Genomic DNA, 19,284 nt, shown 5'->3' on the forward strand with positions numbered 1-19,284 from the left:
CATGTCTTCTCTAGAATCTCGAAAAGGCCGGCTTCTGCTTGGCCTTGAAGGCACCGACGCCGGCTTTGAGGTCGGCGGTGAGCGCAATGAAACCGCTGGCCAGCGCCTCGGTCGCGGCCGCACCTTCCTCGCCCTCGGCAACGCCGATCATCAGCTTCGCGGCCTCCGTCGCCAGCGGACCGCGCTCGGCGATCTTTTCGGCCCAGGCTTTGGCTTCGTCGAAAGCCTTGCCTGTTTCGGCCAGTCGGTCGACGACGCCGTGCGCGAGCGCGTCGGATGCCAGGAAAATCTCGCCGCCGATCGCCATCCGGCGCACGATCTGTGCACTAAAGCGGCGCACGGCGCGCTGCGTGCCCGACCAACCGGGAACGACGCCGATCGAGGTTTCGGGGAAGCCGAGTTTGACCTGCATTTCGGCGACGCGGAAATCGCAGGCCGCCGCCAGTTCCAGCCCACCGCCCAGCGCATGACCGGAGAGCACGGCGATGGTCGGCTGCCTGAGCCGCGCCAGCCGATCGAAGACGCGGTGGCCGTAGCGCACCCATTGCACCTGGAAGTCGGCGGCGCTCATGGCACCCCAGGCCTCGACGTCGCCGCCGGCGCAGAAGCCCTTGCCGTCGCCGCGGATAAGCACGGCGCGAACGCCCTCGGCCAGTTCCGCTTCGTCAAGCGCCGTCTCGAGCGCGCGCAGCATCGGGATATCGAGGGCGTTGAACTTTTCCGGCCGGCGCAGCGTGACGATGCCTATGGCGTCGTCCCGCTCGAAGGTGACAAGCTCAGCCATGCGCGCCTCCGAGCGAAGCGCCGCCATTGAGCGACAGGCCGATCGGCCGGTCCTGATAGAGCGCCGCAGGCGTGACCTTGAGGTCGTTCGCCACAGCGAGCGGGATCTCGGCCTGCGCCAAGACATCGCGTTCGAGATCGATGCCGGGCGCCAGTTCCGTCACCATCAGCCCGTCCGGCGTCAGCTTCATCACGCAGCGCTCGGTGACATAGGTGATGTCCTGCCCTTGGGTGACCGCCCGCTTGCCGGAGAAGGAGATATGCTCGACCTCCTCGACCACCTTCTTGACCTTGCCTTCCTGGTCGATGCGGATGGCGCCTCCGGCCAGCGACAGCTTGGCGCCGGCGTTGAAGAAGCCGGAAAAGACGATCTTCCTCGCCCGCGCGGTGATGTCGACGAAGCCGCCGGCGCCGGCGGTCACATGCGGCCGCGCCGAGAGCTTCGAGACGTTGACCGAGCCATGCCGGTCGATCTGCAGAAAGGAGAGCAGCGAGGCGTCGAAGCCGCCGGCCTGGAAATAGATGAACTGGTGCGGCGAGGGCATGATCGCCTCGGCGTTGGAGGCGCAGCCGAACTTGAAGTCGAGCAGCGGCACGCCGCCGACCGCGCCCTGCTCGATCACCCAGGTGACCTTGCCGTGCTGGCCTTCCTCGAGAAGGATGCGCGGCACGTTGGCCGAGATGCCGAAGCCGATGTTGACGGCCATGCCGTCGCGCAATTCCATGGCGACGCGGCGCGCGATGACCTTCTGGATGTTCATCTCCGGCGTGCGGAAGGTCGACAGCGGCCGGAAGATCTCGCCCGAGATCGCCGGGTCGTAAGGCGTCTGCGTCGTCTGCAACTGGTCGGGCGCTACCACAACATGGTCGACCAGCACGCCTGGCACCCGCACATCGTGCGGCTTCAGCGTGCCGTTCTCGACGACGCGCTTGACCTGCGCAACGACGATGCCGCCATTGTTGCGGGCGGCCAGTGCCTGCTCCAGCCCGCCGAGATAGGCGCCCTCGTGCTCGTAGGTGAGATTGCCGCGTTCGTCGGCCGTGGTGGCGCGGATGATCGAGACGTTGGGCACGATGGCGCGGAAATAGAGCCATTCCTCGCCGTCGAACTGCTCAACCGAGACGATCGGCTCGCTGGCCGCGGCGTTCATGGCGCAACCCTGGTGGCGCGGATCGGCAAATGTGTCGAGGCCGACCTTGGTCAGCACGCCGGGACGTTTGGCGGCGGCCTCGCGATGCATGTCGAACAGGATGCCGGACGGCACGTTGTAGGCGGCGACCGAATTGTCGCCGATCATCTTCCAGATCTGCGGCGGCTCGGCAGAGGAGGGGCCGGACGGATAGGAGCCGCAGAGCGTGCGCTTGAGCAGGCCTGGCTTGGCGAGATGGTCGATGCCCTTGATGCCGTACATGTCGCCCGCGGCGATCGGATGCAGCGTGGTGATCGCCTGCGGATGGCCTTCGGCGTCGAAACGCTCGCCGATCGCGGCAAGCACGGCGTCGGGGCAGCCGAGCCCGCTCGACGACGACACCGAGACCACCGTGCCGTCCTTGATCAGGCTGGCGGCATAGGCCGCCGAGACGAGCTTGCTCACGTGAGGCCCCCAAGTTGCGGGTCGATGGCGACGGCCTTGCCGGTGTTCGACGATTGCAGTGCTGCTTCGGCCGATGCCAGCGACCAGACGCCGTCCTCGCCGGTGGCGGCAGGCCGGCCTTCGCCGCGGATCGCGGCATGGAAGTGGCGCAGCGAGCGGGTGTATAGATCCTCGCGGTCGAAGCTCAGCTCTTCTTCTCCGCTCGCGCTGCGCAGATGCACCGAGCCGACCGGCTTCTGCGTCATCACATTCGTGGCGATCAGCGACCCTTCCGAGCCATGCACCTCGAAGCCGGTGCCGGCGAATTTCGTGGTGAAGCCCTCATGCGACTGCGCTATGACGCCAGACTTGAAGCGCCAGATGCACATGGCGCCGTCCTCCAAGCCGCCGGCTGCCATCCCAGCCGACTGCGTGAAGGCGGAGATCTCGACGGGGTCGTCGTCCAGCACGAAGCGCAGCGTGTCGGCATCATGCACAGTGATGTCGAGCACAACACCGCCACCGGCTTCGGGCTTGGTTATGCGCCAACCCTGCAGGTTTTCCGGCAGATAGACGGAATGAAAGACGCGCACCGCGATCGGCTTGCCGATGCGGCCGGCGGCGATCGCCTCCCGCATGGCGCGGTGGGCGCCGGCATTGCGCAAATGGTGGTTGGTGCCGAAGACGATGCCGGCGGCTTTCGCGGCGACAACCATCTCACGCGCATCGGCGCTGGTCAGCGCCAGCGGCTTCTCGCACAACACATGCTTGCCGGCCTTGATCGCGGCAAGCCCCTGCTCGAGGTGCAATTCGTTGGTGGTCGAGATGTAGACGGCGTCGATGTCCGAGTTGAGCAGCGCGTCGAGAGACGAGACGGCGCGTGCGATGCCGTTTTCCCTCGCATAGGTCTCGGCCCGCTCCGGGCTGGAGCTCATCACGGCGGCGACCTCGCCGTCGGCCTGCGCGCGGATGGCATCGATCATGAACTGTCTGGCGATCGTGCTGGCGCCGATCAGTCCCCATCGCACGCTCATGCCGCGTCTCCCGCTTGGCTGTTGCGGTCCGGGCCGCTGCTTTCCCGCACGACCAGGCTGACGGCACCGATATGGTTCTCGGCGCGCGTGGTGCGCGACTGGATCATCTTCAGCATGACGTGCGCCGCGCGCTCGCCGAGGCCCGCGGTGTCGACGGCGACGCTGGTCAGCGCCGGGCTGTAGTGCTCGGCCTCGGCGACGTCGTCGAAGCCGACGACGGCAAAGTCTGCGCCCGCCTCGAGACCGCGTTTGCGCAATGCCAGCATGACGCCGAAGGCTACCGCATCGTTGAAGCACAGCGCTGCGGTCGGTGGCTGCGGCACGGCAAGCGCCGTCTCCAGGCAGGCCATGCCGCCCTTGCGGCTGGTCTCGCCCTCGACGATCAGCCGGTCGGAAGCTGGGATGCCGAGCGTTTCGCAGGCTTCGAGGAAGCCTCCCAGGCGCTCCTGATAAACAACGAGATCGGATGAACCGCCGAAGAAGGCCAGGCGGCGATGGCCCTTGCGGATCAGATGTTCGGCGGCAAGCACCGCGCCGCGACGATTGTCCGGCGCGATCACCGGAATGCGGCTGTCCGGCAGCCTGCGCATGGTGAAGACGATCGGGACGCCGGCCGTCTCGATGCGGCGGAAGGTACCGGGCGTGGTGCCGCGCGCTGGCGAGACGATCAGGCCGGCGACGCCCTGTTCCATCAGCGACTTCAGCACCTCTTCCTGACGTACCGGGTTCTCCGCCGTGTTGGCGATGAAGGGGACGACGCCCGCCGCCTGGAAGACGCGCTCCATGCCGACCGCCAACTCGGCGAAAAAGGGGTTGGTGAGATCGTTGATCACCATGCCGATGACATTGGAATGGGCCTTGCGCAGATTGGCGGCGCCGCGGTTGTAGACATAGCCGACATCCTCGATCGCCTTGCGCACCTTGACCGCGGTTTCAGGCCGGATCAACCCGCTGCCCTGCAGCACGAGCGACACCGTCGATTTGGACACGCCGGCCTCGCGGGCGATGTCCAGGATCGTCGCCTTGGCCCGGCTGGCCATCCTCGTCATGTCCTCCAAGTTTCGAGAAAATTTATTGGAACGTTCTAATCATCGATCCAAATCCGAGTCAATCAGGATTCCGCTGAGATTCGAAAAATTGATTGGAGCGGTTCAAAACGTCAATGAATGTAAGGACTATTCCAAAGGAGACACAATGTCTTCCGGCTTGGATGCCGTGAATCATAATGGTTCTTGATTTATTGGAACGTTCCATTTATAGCGACCGCACGGGAGAGTTCCATGGACATCACCTTGCCTGCGGCAAACGGCGACCGCATCAGTTATCGGCTTGTCGGCAAACCGGTCGAACCGATCGAGGGCGCACGCTTTTCGCGCATCGCCTATGCCGCCGCCCATGTCGTTGCCGATCCCATCGCCATGACCGATCCGTGGTCGCGGCCGGCGGTCGACTGGAACAGGACGATGGCGTTCCGCCATCATCTGTGGCGGCTCGGCTTTCGCATCGCCGAAGCCATGGACACGTCTCAGCGCGGGATGGGTTTCGACTGGGCGAGCGCGAAGGAGCTGATCCGCCGCTCGATCGCGGAAGCCAAAACGGTGCCGGGCGCCGACCTCGCGTCGGGGGCGGGGACCGATCACCTGGCGCCGGCTGCGGCCAAGACGCTCGATGACGTCATCGGCGCCTATGAAGAGCAATTCGCCTTCATCGAAGGCGAGGGCGGCAAGGCGATCATGATGGCGAGCCGCGCGCTCGCGGCGGTGGCCAAAGGGCCGGACGATTATGCCCGCGTTTATGAGCGCATGCTGTCCCAGGCATCGGGCAAGGTCATCCTGCACTGGCTGGGCGACATGTTCGATCCGGCACTCAAGGGCTATTGGGGCAGCAACGATTTTGACGCGGCGCTCGACACGGTCGTCGCCATCATCGGGCGGCATGCGGGCAAGGTCGAAGGCATCAAGATATCGCTGCTCGACGCGGAGAAGGAGGTCTTGCTGCGCAACCGGCTGCCCGAGGGCGTCGTGATGTTCACCGGCGACGATTTCAACTATCCCGAACTGATCGCCGGCGACGGCAGGAAACACTCGCACGCGCTGCTCGGCATCTTCGACGCCATCGCGCCGGTGGCAAATGCCGCGCTGGCGAAGCTGGCGGAAGGTGACAAGACCGGCTATGACGCGCTGATGGCGCCGACCGTGCCGCTGTCGCGAAAAATCTTCGAGGCGCCGACCGAATACTACAAGGCCGGCATCGTCTTCATGGCCTGGCTGAACGGGCATCAGGACCACTTCACGATGGTGGGCGGCATGCAATCGGCGCGCGGCATATGCCACTACGCGGATGCCTTCCGGCTCTCCGACCAGGCCGGGCTGCTGGCCGACCCCGATCTTGCCATCGCCAGGATGAAGACCCTGCTGGCGGTCGCGGGCGTTTAAGCCGGTCCCCGTGCGGGGATTTGCGTTTCGGCGATAAATCGTATTCGCTTGCCGAAAATAGGCGCGGGCGCACATGGCAATGGCGGAGAAAGTCGCCCCGGCAGACAAGGTCGCCCTGGCAGACAGGGTCGCGCTTGTCACCGGGGTTACCGGGCAGGACGGGGCTTATCTGGCTGAGCTGCTGCTCGGCAAGGGCTATGTCGTCCACGGCGTCAAACGCCGGTCGTCTTCCTTCAACACCGAGCGCGTCGACGACATCTATGTCGATCCGCATGAGAGCGGCACGCGCTTCTTTCTGCATCATGGCGATCTGACCGACGCGACCAATCTGATCCGCCTCGTGCAGGAGACGAAGCCCAGCGAGATCTATAATCTCGGCGCGCAAAGCCATGTCCAGGTGAGCTTCGAGACGCCGGAATACACCGCTAATGCCGATGCGCTGGGGACGCTCAAGCTTCTCGAAGCGATCCGCATTCTCGGCCTCGAGAAATCGGTGCGCTTCTACCAGGCCTCGACCTCGGAGCTCTATGGCGACGCGGTCGAAGCTCCGCAGAACGAGAGCACGCCATTCCGGCCGCGCTCGCCCTATGCGGCAGCCAAGCTTTATGCTTACTGGATCACGGTCAATTACCGCCAGGCCTATGGCATGTTCGCCGCCAACGGCATCCTGTTCAATCACGAGAGCCCGACGCGTGGCGAAATCTTCGTCACCCGCAAGATCACGCGCGCCGTTGCCGCGATCCATCACGGCCTGCAGGATACGCTATATCTCGGCAATATCGACGCACGTCGCGACTGGGGCCATGCACGCGACTATGTCGAGGGCATGTGGCGTATCCTGCAGCATGACGAGCCGGACGATTTCGTGCTCGCGACCGGCGAGGCGCATTCGGTGCGCGAATTCGTGGAACTCGCCTTCGCCGAGGCCGGACATCGCATTCGCTGGCAGGGCAGCGGCGCCGATGAAGTCGGCATCGACGCAGCCACCGGCGCCGCGCTTGTGCGGATCGATCCGCGCTACTTCCGGCCGACCGAAGTGGATACGCTGGTCGGCGACGCCGCCAAGGCAAGAAAGGTTTTGGGCTGGTCGCACACCATCGGCTTCAAGGACCTGGTGGCGGAAATGGTTCGGGCCGATCTGATGCGCGCCGCCGGCGCTACTTGGCGCAACGGCCGTTCAACCTAGGACCTGCGCTTATGGACAAGAGTTTCGATCTCAAAGGAAAGCGCATTTTCATTGCCGGCCACCGCGGCATGGTCGGCTCGGCCCTGATGCGCCGCCTGGCCGGCGAGGATTGCGAGATCGTGACCGTGGCGCGCAGCGAGCTCGACCTTCTCGACCAGGCCGGCGTGCGCCGCTGGATGGAGGACCGGCGGCCCGACGCGGTGATCATGGCGGCCGCCAAGGTCGGCGGCATCCTGGCCAATGACAGCTTCCCGGTGGATTTCCTTTACGAAAACCTCGTCGTGCAGACCAATGTCGTCGAGGCCGCCTTTCGCAGCGGGGTGCAGAAGCTCCTGTTCCTGGGCTCGTCCTGCATCTATCCGAAGCTTGCGCCGCAGCCGATCCCGGAAGACGCGCTGCTCACCGGCCCGCTCGAACCCACAAACGAATGGTACGCCGTCGCCAAGATCGCCGGGTTGAAACTTTGCCAGGCCTACCGGCGCCAACATAGCGTCGACTACATCTCGGCCATGCCGACAAATCTCTATGGTCCGGGCGATAATTTCGACCTCGACAGCAGTCATGTCGTGCCTGCGCTGATGCGCAAGGCGCATATGGCGAAGCTAACCGGTCAAAAGACCCTGCAGGTGTGGGGTTCGGGCCGGCCGATGCGAGAATTCCTGCATGTCGACGACGCCGCCGACGCCTTTGTCTGGCTTTTGAAGACTTATTCCGGCGACGGCCACGTCAATGTCGGCAGCGGTGAGGACATCACCATCGCGGAGCTTGCCGGCACCGTCGTATCGGTCGTCGGCGCCGGCGCCGAGATCGCGTTCGATCCGACGAAGCCGGACGGGATGCCGCGCAAGCTGATGGACGTCTCGCGCCTGTTCAAGACCGGCTGGAGGCCGGCCTATTCGCTTCGAGATGGATTGGAACAGACCTATGCCTGGTTCCTCGACCATGTCGAGAAAGGCGATATCCGTCTTGGCGCTGCATGATTCTCAATCGAAACTCATCGCGGCGACCAGGGAGGACGGTTTGGGCGGCCGGCTTCTGGCTATGGTCAACGCCAAGGCGCTTGCCGACTCGCTCGGCTATCGCTTCGGCTTTGCCTGGAAGCCGATCCATGACGATAAATTTCACTCGGTCGAGAAAGTCGACAAGATATTCTCCGCCGATTTCATCGAGAAGCACTGGCTGGGGGAGACGGTCGAACCATTGGGTTTCGATGTTCTCGGAGAGGTAGCCTTTAGCCGTGCCAGTCTCGATGCCGCGGCGGCACGGCGAAGGTTTCGCGGCTGGATCTGCAACGAGTTTGAGATACTGGATCATTTTCAGGGCGGACCCCAACTCGTCCAACGATCGGAGACATTGCGAGGTTTCGGTTTTTCCAAGACCGTGAATCAGGCGCTCGACGCCGCCGACAAGTGCCCGTTTCCGGGGCCGATCGCCGCTTTGCATCTTCGCAGCGGCGACATCGTGCGCGGCAAGTATCGCTTCATGCTGCATTTCAGCGACAAGGTAGTGGCCTCGACCTTGGTCAAGGCTGTCGCGTCGGAGCTTTCGTCAAAAGGCCTGACAACTCTTCTGATCGGTCAGGATCGTGAAACGCTCGAATATCTGCGGTCGGAAACGGGAGCCTTGCTGGGCGACGATCTGGGATCGGCGGAATTCGCAGATGAGACGCTCAAGGCATTCTTCGAGATGAGGCTGATGGCGCGGTGCCAGAAAATCTATGCAGGCGGCAGCGTCTATGCGTCCGTCGCATCGACGATGGGCGATGTCGGTCTCGTCCATCCGAAAACCTTGTTCGACGGTTCGAGAGCCGCGGAAATGATTCTGGCCGAACTCAGCCGACATCAGGGCGATTACCACCCGCTCGAGGCGGCCTTCGGCTATCAAACCGCGTTTCTCGATCTCGAGGATCAAATCAATCCCGCGCGAGCAAGAGACATCCTGGAAAAGGCTCACGCGCTGGATCCGCACAACGACGTCTATCCGCTCAAAATCGCGGCGGCCTTTTTTCGCGAACGCGACTATCGGTCCGGCGAAGCCGTTTTGAAGGCGCTCATGACAAGACAGTTCGAAGCCTCTCCCGCAATGCCGTTGCGAGCGATTGGCGTGCTGGTCTGCCGGACATGGCGCGGCGATGTCATGTCGAAGGATTTCGAGTCCTTCTTCGCGGCGGCCGCAGAGGGGCATCCCTACGCCGCGGCGTGCTCGGCGCATATCCTCCATGCAACATTCGGGAAGGTGAAGCCGGCTCTGCGGATGATTGCGAAGTCGCTGGATGCGGAACCGGCCAATGCCTTGTTCAAGAGAATCAAACGGCACATACGGCCATTGACGACGCCTCAGTCCGGTCCTCTGGCGAAGGCGCGGCTGCGACTCTGGAAGGCGGGGATTCGAATATAGGGACCGCCGCTGCGGTCTTTGCCGCGGCTGCATTAGGGAGATCAAAAGCGGTAGTTCAGACTCAGAGAAACCGTATGGGTGCTGGGCTTGACGAATGTTGGACCAACCAACGCGCTGTCGTTTTGGAAATTATGGTCCGAGAAATGCGCGTAGGCGTAATCAAGGCCGACAACCCATTTGTCATTGAGCGCGTAGTCGGCGCCGACACCGATCGTCCAGCCGGTATAAGTCCTGTCAAACTTGGTATCGCCAAAACCGAGAACGCTATATCCGGTATCGTGCAGGTGCAGGAAGGCCACGCCGCCCTTAACGTAGGGTAGGAAATTGCCCATCGCATATCCGGCCTTCGCAACGATATCGCCTTGCCAATCGGCAGCGGTCTCGAACGTTTCAGCGTCGATTGTCGGCACCGTCTTCTTGTTGAACACCGCAACCAGGCGGGCCTCCGCTCCGAGAACGAAATTGTTGTCGAACTGGTATTGATAGCCTACTTGGCCGCCAACCGATGCCGACGTGCTATCACCATCGTATTCGCTAGGATCGTTATTGGGGATCGTCACATCGCCCTGGAGAAAATTGACGCCGGCCACTGCGCCGATATAGGCGCCTGTCCAATTGTAGGACGTGGGCTCGACCGACAATGCATCCGCAGCAAAGGCTGACGAACAAAACCCAACAAGCATTGCCGACGTGAGTAGAACTTTCCTCATAATTCGCCTGTCGCTCCCGATCCGCCATTGCACCTAAGGGTTGATAGCATGGCTTTCAGGGGTTGCGCTGTAACACAGCGGCAACAGTGGCGCTGGAGGAGCTTAGCCTGACGTGCCGCGCGAGACCGGAGGCTAGGCCGGGCGGAGGCTGCAATATACCCAGCCGGTGTGCGCGGGGTCCACTGGCGGAGATCGGCCAATTTAATGGAAGGATGGTGGGCGTGACAAGGATTGAACTTGTGACCCCTGCAATGTCAATGCAGTGCTCTCCCGCTGAGCTACACGCCCATCCGAAGCCGCGCATACACCACTTTTGATCCGGCGCGTCAATAGCGGGAATGTGGAAAGACGGCTTCCGTTTGTCGCATCGACACGGCGCATCGTCGATGCCTGCCGAGGTGGCTCAGGCCGCCTGCAGCATCTTCTCGACCTCGTTGACGAGATCGCGCAGGTGGAAGGGCTTCGACAGCACCTTGGCGTCCTTGGGCGCCTTGGAATCCGGATTGAGCGCGACTGCGGCAAAGCCTGTGATGAACATCACTTTGAGGTCCGGATCGATCTCGGTGGCGCGGCGGGCAAGCTCGATGCCGTCCATCTCCGGCATGACGATGTCGGTCAGGAGCAGCGAAAAAGGCTCTTCGCGCAGCCGCTCATAGGCGCTGGCGCCATTGTCGAAATCGCTTACCTGGTAGCCGGCGCGTTCCAGCGCCTTGACGAGGAAGCGGCGCATATCGTCGTCGTCTTCCGCCAGCAGAATGCGTGCCATCATATCCCGTCCGAATCACCCGCCCCAAGCCTGCCGCCGGGCAAGGCTGTTAACCATGCTGTATATGAGGATGTGTCGGTAAACATCAAGTGAATGAAGGGCGTCCCGCATCCGGTTCAAGCTGCGGTTTCGTCGCCCGAAATGCTGGACATGCCGCACGCAAGGTGGCAAGTTTTACGTCATGATGCAGTGCTGTTTCCTGGTTCGTGCAAATTGAAAACGGCAGCCGAGGATTTTTCGGTCGTCCCACCCTTCGAAATCCGATCGGGCGCCGAGCAGCGCGTCCCTTTCCTGTTCAACTCACCGCATAGCGGCCGCCACTATCCGGAGCGCTTCCTGGCCATGGCGCGGCTTGACCGCAACGCCATCCGCCGGTCGGAGGACTGCTATGTCGAGGAGCTTTTCGGCGGCGCCGTGCCGCTCGGCGCGCCACTGCTGGCGGCCAATTTTCCGCGCGCCTATCTCGATGTCAACCGCGAGCCGTGGGAACTCGATCCGCGCATGTTCGCGGAGCCGGTCCCGTCCTTCTGCAACATCCGGTCGGCGCGTGTCGCCGGCGGGCTGGGCACGGTGCCGAAGCTTGTCGGCGAAGGCCTCGATATCTATCCCGGCCGCCTGCCGCTGGCTGAGGCCGTGGCGCGCATCGAAGCGGTGTACAAGCCTTATCACGAGACGCTGAAGCGGCTCCTGACCAGAACGCATGCCAGGTTCGGCTATGCCGTGCTGATCGACTGCCACTCGATGCCGGCCAGCATACGCGTCGGCGACAACGGCGTGCGGCCCGACTTCATCATCGGCGATCGGTTCGGAATTTCGGCCTCGCCGGCGCTCACCGAGATGGCCATCGGCCTGCTTGTCCGCATGGGCTACACCGTCGCGCACAACAAGCCCTATGCGGGAGGGTTCATCACCGAACATTACGGCAGGCCGGCGCGGCATCTGCATGCGTTGCAGATCGAGGTCAATCGCGGGCTTTACATGGACGAGCGGACGTTCCAGAAATCGGCCGGCTTCGACGCCTTGGCCTGCGACCTGACCCGCTTCTCGGCCGACCTGATGTCGATGCCCGACCACCATTTCGTCGATTTGCCGCTTGCGGCGGAATGACGGCGCGGTTGGCGCGCCGAGTTCTTGTATACGCAATTCCGGACGGAAAACCGCTTCACACTTTCCCGGAATTGCCTGAAAAAAAGACCGCATCGTTTTCACGACACGGTCGAAGTCTAGGGAGGAAACGCCCAAGGAGGGCATGGACAGGAAAACCTGTCCGATGACAAAATTATTGTGCGCCGCACAAATGTCAATCGACAGCGGGCTTTTTTAATTCAATATGATGTGGAAATTCCGCTTCGGCGGCTCAGATGTGACATTCGGGCAACAGAAAACGGGCATCTGACCGGTCTTCGGCGCGCCTGTTCCGCGAGCAAGAGCGGCCGGCAACGGCCGCGATGGGGGAGAGCGACTTGGATATCAGCACCGATTTCATGCGGCGCATCGCGCATGCCGCCGCCGCCGAAACCTTGCCGCGCTTCCGCAGCCAGGGGGCGGTCACCAACAAGCTTGCGGGAAGCTTCGATCCGGTAACCGAGGCCGATCGCGAAGCCGAACGCGCGATCCGGGCGCTGATTTCGTCCGAATATCCCGAGCACGGCATCCTCGGCGAGGAGCATGGCAGCCACAACCTCGCCAGCCGACATGTCTGGGTGATCGACCCGATCGACGGCACCCGCGCCTTCATTTCCGGCATCCCGGTCTGGGGAACGCTGGTCGGGCTGACCGTCGACGGCGAGGCGGTCGCCGGCATGATGTCGCAACCCTTCACCGGTGAGCTGTTTTACGCCAACACTTCCGGGTCGCATTATGAAGGACCTGGCGGCCCGCGCCGGCTCGCGACCCGCAAGACGACCGAACTCGCGCAAGCGACGCTGTTCACGACTACGCCGGCATTGTTCCAGGGCGATGCGCGCAAGCGCTATGACCAGTTCGAGACAAAGGTGCAGCTAGCCCGCTACGGCACCGATTGCTACGCCTTCGCCATGCTGGCGGCCGGCAGCATCGACATCGTCGCCGACCCGGGCCTGAAGCCCTACGACATCGTCGCGCTGATCCCGATCATCGAGAAGGCCGGCGGCGTCATCACCACTTTCGAAGGCGGGCCGGCGGAGAAGGGCGGCGATATATTGGCGGCAGCGACGCCCGAGCTTCACGCGGCAGCGATGGCGGCGCTGCGCGGCTGAGCACCAGGCGGCCCAAGAGACCGTTTCATGCAAAGCCGGTGCAAGACTGCGGCGCGCTCTAGCTCTCGGTTGACGAAGGCTCTGCAAGGCGCAAGCCCCACAGAATGAGCGCGAAAGCAATGAGGCCGGTTGGCGCCGACGAATATCCGATGCCCTTGATCGCCGTCTCCTGAAAGGCGCTGCCGTGGAAGGCTCCGGCCGCCAGGGGCATCGTCTCGTTGCCGGCACCCCAGACGCTCGCCATCACGTGGCGGCCAGAATGGCAAGAGCCGAATAGATCAGAAGCCAGAACGCAACCCGCGATGCGGCGACGCTGAGACTGAGCCTCTCCCAAAGGAGACCCAGCGCCAGCAGGAGAACGGCTTCCAGGCCGCTGAGCGTATGCGCCGACAGCCCCAGGCGCGGTGCGGCGAGGTACGGGATTGCAAATCCTTCGAACGACGAAAACAGCAGCAGGGCGACGCCGATCTGCAACAGGCGATGTCCCTGACGTGACAGCGATGCGTTCATGTCCGTTCCTCCTCCCGGCACTGTCGGCTGGCGCATGGCGCCCGGAAGGTATCTAGCGCTCCGTGCCTTGGCGGAAACGAGGTGTCGCTCCCGCGCGGGCGCGCCTTCCAGTCAAGCCGGTTCCGCCCGCGTTTGCTGCAGGATCGGCAATGACTATGCAGGTGACGTGCCGGCGATGCCGGCAGCGTTCAGCCGAGACTTGGCGGACCGAGCGGCGAGGGCGCGAACCCACCGGCCGTGAAGCTCGTGTCCCGGCCGCAAGGCGTCACCGGCTGCCGCCGCCCACCACCTGGCGTCAGATGGCATCACCCGTGCCGGGGATGAAGGCGTCGAAAGCCGCCAGGAGCTGCTCGCGGTAGATGTCCTTCTCCTGCAGGATCTCGTGTTGCGCGCCGTCAATCATCAACAGCGAGCCGACGCGCAGTTTCCTGGCATAGGCCTCCACCGCCTTGGTCGAGACCACCCGGTCGGCGCCGGCGGCGACGATCAGCATCGGCACCTTCACCCTTGCCATGAAATCCGGATCGCTGACGGCTTTCGCGGCCGCGGCGGCGGCCCTCAGCCAGCGGATGGTTGGACCGCCGAGCGCGAGCTGCGGCCAGGCCTCGTAGATTCCGACATTGCGCCGGTAGCGCGCAGCATCCGAGGTCACCTTGTTCACCTCGAAAGCGGGCGGCACTTTCGGGCGCGGACCGAGCGCGGCATAGAGCCGGCCGAGACCCAGCGCGCAGAAAACCGTGCAGACGCGCCGGACCGTGGCGATCGAGACCGGCAGGTCCGGCACCTCGAGAAAAGGAGCCAGCAGCACCATGCGTCGCACCCGGTTGACCATCGACGGCGAGGCAAGCAGCGCAATCACCGCGCCCGTGGAATGCGCGAGGATGTAATAGGGGCCGCGGCAGTCGGGCAGCACGATTTCTTCGAAGAATTGCTCGAGATCGCGCGTATAGTCACGGAAGCTGCGGACATAGCCGCGCTGGCGGTCACGCAGCAGGCGGCTGGAATCGCCCTGGCCGCGCCAGTCGAGGATGGCGACGCCGAAGCCGCGATCGGCGAGATCGCGGATGGTCTCGAAATATTTCTCGATGCATTCGTTGCGCCCGGTCAGCAGAACCACCGTGCCCTGCAGCGGGCGGCTGACAGCGGCAAAGACGCCATAGCGGATCTTCTTGCCGTCGCGTGTGGTGAAGAAGCCGCCCGCGGCATTCTGCGGCGCGGGATTGTCCTCGGTCAGATGGAAAAGATCCGTCATGCGGCGTCTTGCTTGTTTTTTGCCCGGACGGGCGAGGCGTCGGCATGGTGATAGACGGCCAGGCGGCAAAAGCAAAGGCGTTGCGAGGATTTACGCAGTTGCCGCGCATGACCCCCGAAAACCGGAATCGATTTCGGAAAGGATCATGCGCGAAATCAAAAGGCTACTGCGTCCTTAGCGCGTCCAGAGGACGCGCGGCGCTGTAGCGCGGGGAAGGCCGGAAGTGCCTCGGTGCACTTCCGGCCTCTGTCGATCCGGGAGGAAGGGACGTTGCACCCGGTTCGGCCTCGTCGCGGCGCAGGGAAGGGGGGCGCCGCTTGTCTCTCTGTCTTGACGCAATTCCGGACGGAAAACCGCTTCACACTTTTCCTGGAATTGCTCGAACTTGACCAAAGCCTAATGCCGCATGACTGAACGGATGCCGAAGCCGTGGTTCATCCACCGTTCATGAACGTGGCTGCATTGCGACCAAGGAAAACCTTGAAATGGCTTTTTGAGCTTCCCAAATGAAGGTTGTGGCCGCCGATGTCGGGGCCGCTGGCCTATCCCGAACGCCTTTCGAGGGTTTCGCACCGGGTCATACGCAAACCATGTTGCTCAAAAGGAGAACACTCATGCGTCACGTTGATTTTTCCCCGCTTTATCGTTCGACCGTCGGCTTCGACCGGCTGTTCACCATGCTCGATTCGCTCGGCCAGCCCGAGACCGCGCAGACCTATCCGCCCTATAATATCGAGCGCACGGGCGAGAACGCCTATCGCATCTCGATGGCCGTTGCCGGCTTCTCGGAAGACGAGATTTCGATCGAAGCCCACCGCAACGTGCTGACCGTCAAGGGCGAGCGCAAGGAAGAGAACAACAGCGAGGGTTCCGAGCTGCTTTACCGCGGCATCGCCTCGAGGTCCTTCGAGCGCCGCTTCCAGCTCGCCGACCACGTCGAAGTGGAAGGCGCCACGCTGAAGAACGGCCTGCTCTTCGTCGACCTCAAGCGCAACATTCCCGAGGAACTGAAGCCGCGCAAGATCGCGATCACCTCGTCCGCGGACAAGGCCAAGCAGATCGAAACCAAGGCCGCCGCGTAACCCGCGGGGCCCGTAGTAGACAACGTCTCCCTCCCGAGACGAAAGCGGCGCCGCGAGGCGCCGCTTTTTATTGTGCCACCGGCAACGCGCCGTTCTGGCTCTTTTGAAGCATGCAGCGGCGGATCATGAAGGGCGATGTCCGATTTTTCCCTGCTGCTGACACTCACCGTTGCAATCACTTTCCTGCTCGCCGGTATCGTCAAGGGCGTCACCGGCATGGGCCTGCCGACGCTGGCCATGGGATTGCTTGGCACCATCATGCCGCCGGTGACCGCGGCGTCGCTGCTGATCGTGCCGTCCTTCGTCACCAATCTCTGGCAGCTTTTCGCCGGCCCGAGTTTTTCGGCGGTCCTGCGCCGGCTTTGGCTGATGATGGCGGGCATTCTGATCGGCACGATCGCCGGCTCGCGGCTGCTCGCCAGCGACAATGTCAAATGGACGACCGCCGGCCTCGGCGCGGCATTGATCGTCTATGCCGCCTATAGCCTGCTCGCGCGGCAGCCTGTCGTTCCCGAGAAAAGCGAGCACTGGTCGTCGCCGGCCGTGGGTTTCCTCACCGGCCTGGTCACGGGCGGCACCGGCGTCTTCGTAGTGCCTGCCGTGCCTTACATCCAGGCGCTGGGCTTGAGCCGGGACGATCTGATCCAGGCGCTCGGTCTTTCCTTCACGGTGTCGACGATCGCCCTGGCGCTGGGCCTTGCCTCGCATGGCGTCTTCGAGGCGGGACATCTGGCGATGTCCTCGCTTGCCGTGCTGCCGGCCCTGCTCGGCATGTGGCTGGGGCAAATCCTTCGCCGGAAGATCAGCCCGGCAACTTTTCGCCGCTGGTTCCTGATTTTTCTGGTCCTGCTCGGCGTCGAGTTGTTGCTGCGGCCCTTTGTGGCCTAGCTGCAGGGGACTACTTATTATTTGCCGCAAGAACGGCTTCGAGATTCCGCCGGTGAACGGCTTCGTATGGCGCGAAATACTCGGTCGCCGTGGTGGCGAAAATCTCGGCGCCGAAGGTCCGCAGATCCTGCTTGGCTAGGTCGGGGTCTTGCCGGCAGGCAAGCAGCTTTCGGACGTAAGCCTCGGTGGCATCGATGAAGCTTCTGTCATAGCCGCCGGCTTCGATCGCCTCAAAGGAACCGTGGTTGGGCAGGATCCGGTCGAACTGCCAACTGGACATGCGCCCAAGGTCGACCAGATGCTCGCTCAGGCGCTCCGGCTCCGACACATAGGTGACGGAGTCTTCCAGCGTGTCGCCTGCCAAAAGCAGGCCGGCGTCGGGCATCAGCAGCACCGTGCCGTCATGGCTGTGGATCTCGACCTGGCGCAGTTCGATGGGGACCGCCCCGACCGTCAGGCTGAGGCTGTTGTCGAAAACTCTGTTGGGCAGCACAAGCGGCTTGATCGGCGGATTACCGCCCTCGATGTCGGCCCGGCCGCGTTCGAGCGCCAAGGCGGTGAGGCGGTTGGCGATGATCTCGCAATCCTCAAACACCTCGTTGCCGGCGATATGGTCGTCATGCCAGTGGCTGAGCACGACGCGGATCGAGGTCACGCCCATCTCTTGGAGGGTTTTCCGGATGAAGCGGGCATGGGGCAGGGATATGTGCGTGTCATAGACAAGCGCCTGCGACCCATCGACGATCGCATAGGTGCAGATGCCAAGCGTGTAAGCGCCGTCGTCAAGCCAATTCGGCTCGTCCGACCAGATGCGAACGCCTTCGATGCGGCCGTCATAGAAGCCCAGCACGTTCGGCGCCGGACGGGCCAGCCGCATCGTCGAGCCGAGAGACGGCTTGGTCATCTGGCTGCTCCCGAGTGCCGCAAGCTCAGCCAAGCAACTGGCCGAGACGGTCGATCTCTTGCTTCGTGGTGGCGAAGCTGGCGACGAAGCGGTAGATCGCTTCATTGTCGCCGAGGTGGCCATCGAACCCCTGCGGCACGCCCCACTCGTAGAATTTGGCGCCGGCCGCTTGCAGCTTTTCCGCGGTGGCCCGACCGAGGATGGCAAACACTTCGTTGGCCTGCGGCAGCCAGGCGAGCTTGCCGGCCGGCGCATCCTCGATCGTCTCGGCCAGATGCGCGGCCATCGCATTGGCGTGGCCTGCCATCCTCAACCACAGATCGTCGGTGAAATAGGCCTCGAACTGGGCCGAGATGAAGCGGGCCTTGGAAAAAGTCTGTCCGGCGCGCTGGCGCAGCAGGCGCAGATCCTTGCTGGCATCCGGATTGAGAACCACGACCGCATCGGCCATCCAGCAGCCATTCTTGGTGCCGCCGAAGGAGATAAGATCGACGCCGCTCTTCCAGGTCATTTCGGCCGGGCTGACGCCGGTCGCTGCAATCGCATTGGCGAAGCGCGCGCCGTCCATGTGCAGCGGCAGCTTGTGGCGGCGGCTGACCTCGGCGATCGCCTTGACATCGTCGACGCTGTAGACCGTGCCGACCTCGGTCGCCTGGGTCACGGTGACCGCCATCGGCTGGCCGGCGGGGGCCAGGTCCTGCGAATATCGCTTGATGGTCCGGTCGAGAGCCTCCGGGGTCATGCGCCCCAGCGGTCCCGCCACCGGCGCCATGCGCGCGCCGCCGGTGTAGAAACCCATCGCGCCGAACTCGTCGACATTCATATGCGCTTCGTAATGGCAAAGCGCGATACCGCCGATGCGGTTCAACGCAGCCATCGAAAGCGCGTTGGCCGCCGTGCCGGTCGCGACGAAGAAGACCTGCACCTCGCGCTCGAAGATCTCGTTGAAGCGACGATAGACGGCGCGGTCAAGATCGCCGTCGCCATAGGCGGTCGCGATGCCTGCGGCGTGGCGCGACAGGTTGGCCGAAATGTCGGGATGGACGCCCGCCCAGTTGTCGGATGCAAAGAACATCGAGAAATCCGTATCGTGATCGGCGAAAGTGGCGGGACTTGACCGCTTCGGCAGTCGAAGCGCAAGGGCCAATCGTCGGCGAAGCGGTGAAGCCAGCAATCGACGCCAAAATGCCTGGACCAAAGCTTGCGTTTCCGACGCCTTTCACGAAATTTTGTGTCGTGGCACGCCCAAGTTTTTTGTGAATCGGTCTTGTGCGGCTGTCTGATTTCTGCCATAAAAAATTTAGGACAGTAGTGCTGTCTTATTTTGTCGCACAAAACAGGCCGGACTGGCGTATCATCGCTGCCATTCCGGCCATTGTCGCGAGCGGCGGGTAGACGGCCCGGCTCTGGCCTGTACGATACCGGATGCGAACCGGGCGTATAGCCGTTTGGTTCGGTGGATTTCGCGAGACGTGCAGCAACATGAAGGGGAAGCATCATGCTTCCCAAGGCAAACCAGCGTCCTG

The 19,284-nt window shown here is 63.2% G+C and carries 19 protein-coding genes and 1 tRNA gene; 8 read left to right on the forward strand and 12 right to left on the reverse strand.

Going from position 1 to position 19,284, the window contains the following annotated elements; translation table 11 throughout:
• Nucleotides 1–10: 10 nt before the first annotated feature.
• The 4 genes from CK219_RS08375 to CK219_RS08390 are packed head-to-tail and all read right to left on the reverse strand — an operon-like array spanning nt 11 to nt 4,431.
• Nucleotides 11–784 (reverse strand): enoyl-CoA hydratase/isomerase family protein, encoded by a 774-nt coding sequence (locus CK219_RS08375; protein WP_095766697.1) that lies wholly within the window; start codon nt 782–784, stop codon nt 11–13.
• Entirely contained in the window at nt 777–2,378 is a 1,602-nt protein-coding gene (locus tag CK219_RS08380; protein ID WP_095766310.1) for an acyl CoA:acetate/3-ketoacid CoA transferase, read from the reverse strand. Before CK219_RS08380 ends, CK219_RS08375 begins: the two co-directional genes overlap by 8 nt.
• The gene (locus tag CK219_RS08385; protein WP_095766311.1) at nt 2,375–3,391 is read right to left on the reverse strand and encodes a Gfo/Idh/MocA family oxidoreductase; all 1,017 of its coding nucleotides are present in this window, start codon (nt 3,389–3,391) and stop codon (nt 2,375–2,377) included. Before CK219_RS08385 ends, CK219_RS08380 begins: the two co-directional genes overlap by 4 nt.
• Entirely contained in the window at nt 3,388–4,431 is a 1,044-nt protein-coding gene (locus tag CK219_RS08390) for a LacI family DNA-binding transcriptional regulator (protein WP_095766312.1), read from the reverse strand. The genes CK219_RS08385 and CK219_RS08390 overlap by 4 nt, the downstream gene beginning before the upstream one ends.
• 240 nt (nt 4,432–4,671) lie before the next feature.
• On the opposite strand from CK219_RS08390, the gene CK219_RS08395 reads away from it, so the two are divergent.
• The 4 genes from CK219_RS08395 to CK219_RS08410 all read left to right on the forward strand — a co-directional run bounded on the left by CK219_RS08395 (nt 4,672) and on the right by CK219_RS08410 (nt 9,409).
• Complete coding sequence (locus CK219_RS08395) at nt 4,672–5,826, forward strand: dihydrodipicolinate synthase family protein (protein ID WP_095766313.1); 1,155 nt, start codon at nt 4,672–4,674, stop codon at nt 5,824–5,826.
• A gap of 79 nt (nt 5,827–5,905) precedes the next feature.
• Nucleotides 5,906–7,012, forward strand: coding sequence for a GDP-mannose 4,6-dehydratase (gene gmd, locus CK219_RS08400; RefSeq protein ID WP_095766314.1), 1,107 nt, complete (start codon nt 5,906–5,908; stop codon nt 7,010–7,012).
• Between the two features lie 11 nt (nt 7,013–7,023).
• Complete coding sequence (locus CK219_RS08405; protein WP_095766315.1) at nt 7,024–7,992, forward strand: GDP-L-fucose synthase; 969 nt, start codon at nt 7,024–7,026, stop codon at nt 7,990–7,992.
• The gene (locus CK219_RS08410; RefSeq protein ID WP_245340425.1) at nt 7,979–9,409 is read left to right on the forward strand and encodes a hypothetical protein; all 1,431 of its coding nucleotides are present in this window, start codon (nt 7,979–7,981) and stop codon (nt 9,407–9,409) included. The genes CK219_RS08405 and CK219_RS08410 overlap by 14 nt, the downstream gene beginning before the upstream one ends.
• Before the next feature lie 41 nt (nt 9,410–9,450).
• Here CK219_RS08410 and CK219_RS08415 read toward each other — a convergent pair whose 3' ends face one another.
• From CK219_RS08415 to CK219_RS08425, 3 genes are all read right to left on the reverse strand, one after another.
• Entirely contained in the window at nt 9,451–10,119 is a 669-nt protein-coding gene (locus CK219_RS08415; protein WP_095766316.1) for an outer membrane protein, read from the reverse strand.
• A gap of 213 nt (nt 10,120–10,332) precedes the next feature.
• Nucleotides 10,333–10,407: transfer RNA gene (locus CK219_RS08420), tRNA-Val, on the reverse strand.
• 115 nt (nt 10,408–10,522) lie between these two features.
• A complete protein-coding gene (locus tag CK219_RS08425; protein ID WP_006199474.1) occupies nt 10,523–10,885 on the reverse strand; it encodes a response regulator in 363 nt (120 codons plus the stop codon).
• A gap of 150 nt (nt 10,886–11,035) precedes the next feature.
• Between CK219_RS08425 and CK219_RS08430 the strand changes: the two genes are divergently transcribed.
• Both CK219_RS08430 and hisN read left to right on the forward strand, forming a co-directional pair.
• Nucleotides 11,036–11,992, forward strand: coding sequence for an N-formylglutamate amidohydrolase (locus CK219_RS08430; protein WP_095766700.1), 957 nt, complete (start codon nt 11,036–11,038; stop codon nt 11,990–11,992).
• A gap of 356 nt (nt 11,993–12,348) precedes the next feature.
• Nucleotides 12,349–13,122, forward strand: a complete 774-nt coding sequence (gene hisN / locus CK219_RS08435; protein ID WP_095766701.1) for a histidinol-phosphatase — start codon at nt 12,349–12,351, stop codon at nt 13,120–13,122.
• Between the two features lie 58 nt (nt 13,123–13,180).
• Here hisN and CK219_RS08440 read toward each other — a convergent pair whose 3' ends face one another.
• The 3 genes from CK219_RS08440 to CK219_RS08450 form a co-directional block, all read right to left on the reverse strand.
• Nucleotides 13,181–13,366 carry a hypothetical protein gene (locus CK219_RS08440; RefSeq protein ID WP_095766317.1) on the reverse strand — a complete coding sequence of 62 codons (186 nt, stop codon included), beginning with the start codon at nt 13,364–13,366 and terminating at the stop codon, nt 13,181–13,183.
• On the reverse strand, nt 13,366–13,632 hold the full coding sequence (locus CK219_RS08445; protein ID WP_141245314.1) for a hypothetical protein: 267 nt from the start codon (nt 13,630–13,632) through the stop codon (nt 13,366–13,368). Before CK219_RS08445 ends, CK219_RS08440 begins: the two co-directional genes overlap by 1 nt.
• A 295-nt stretch (nt 13,633–13,927) precedes the next feature.
• Complete coding sequence (locus CK219_RS08450; protein ID WP_095766319.1) at nt 13,928–14,884, reverse strand: alpha/beta hydrolase; 957 nt, start codon at nt 14,882–14,884, stop codon at nt 13,928–13,930.
• A gap of 614 nt (nt 14,885–15,498) precedes the next feature.
• Here CK219_RS08450 and CK219_RS08455 point away from each other — a divergent pair.
• On the forward strand, nt 15,499–15,966 hold the full coding sequence (locus tag CK219_RS08455) for an Hsp20 family protein (protein ID WP_095766320.1): 468 nt from the start codon (nt 15,499–15,501) through the stop codon (nt 15,964–15,966).
• Between the two features lie 135 nt (nt 15,967–16,101).
• Nucleotides 16,102–16,854 (forward strand): sulfite exporter TauE/SafE family protein, encoded by a 753-nt coding sequence (locus tag CK219_RS08460; protein WP_095766321.1) that lies wholly within the window; start codon nt 16,102–16,104, stop codon nt 16,852–16,854.
• Nucleotides 16,855–16,864: 10 nt separating this feature from the next.
• Here the strand turns inward: CK219_RS08460 and CK219_RS08465 are convergent, their stop codons facing one another.
• Both CK219_RS08465 and CK219_RS08470 read right to left on the reverse strand, forming a co-directional pair.
• Nucleotides 16,865–17,758, reverse strand: a complete 894-nt coding sequence (locus tag CK219_RS08465; protein ID WP_095766322.1) for an MBL fold metallo-hydrolase — start codon at nt 17,756–17,758, stop codon at nt 16,865–16,867.
• 25 nt (nt 17,759–17,783) lie between these two features.
• Complete coding sequence (locus CK219_RS08470) at nt 17,784–18,833, reverse strand: low specificity L-threonine aldolase (RefSeq protein WP_095766323.1); 1,050 nt, start codon at nt 18,831–18,833, stop codon at nt 17,784–17,786.
• Between the last annotated feature and the right edge of the window lie 451 nt (nt 18,834–19,284).

It is taken from the genome of Mesorhizobium sp. WSM4313, assembly GCF_002294725.1.
GTDB lineage: Bacteria > Pseudomonadota > Alphaproteobacteria > Rhizobiales > Rhizobiaceae > Mesorhizobium.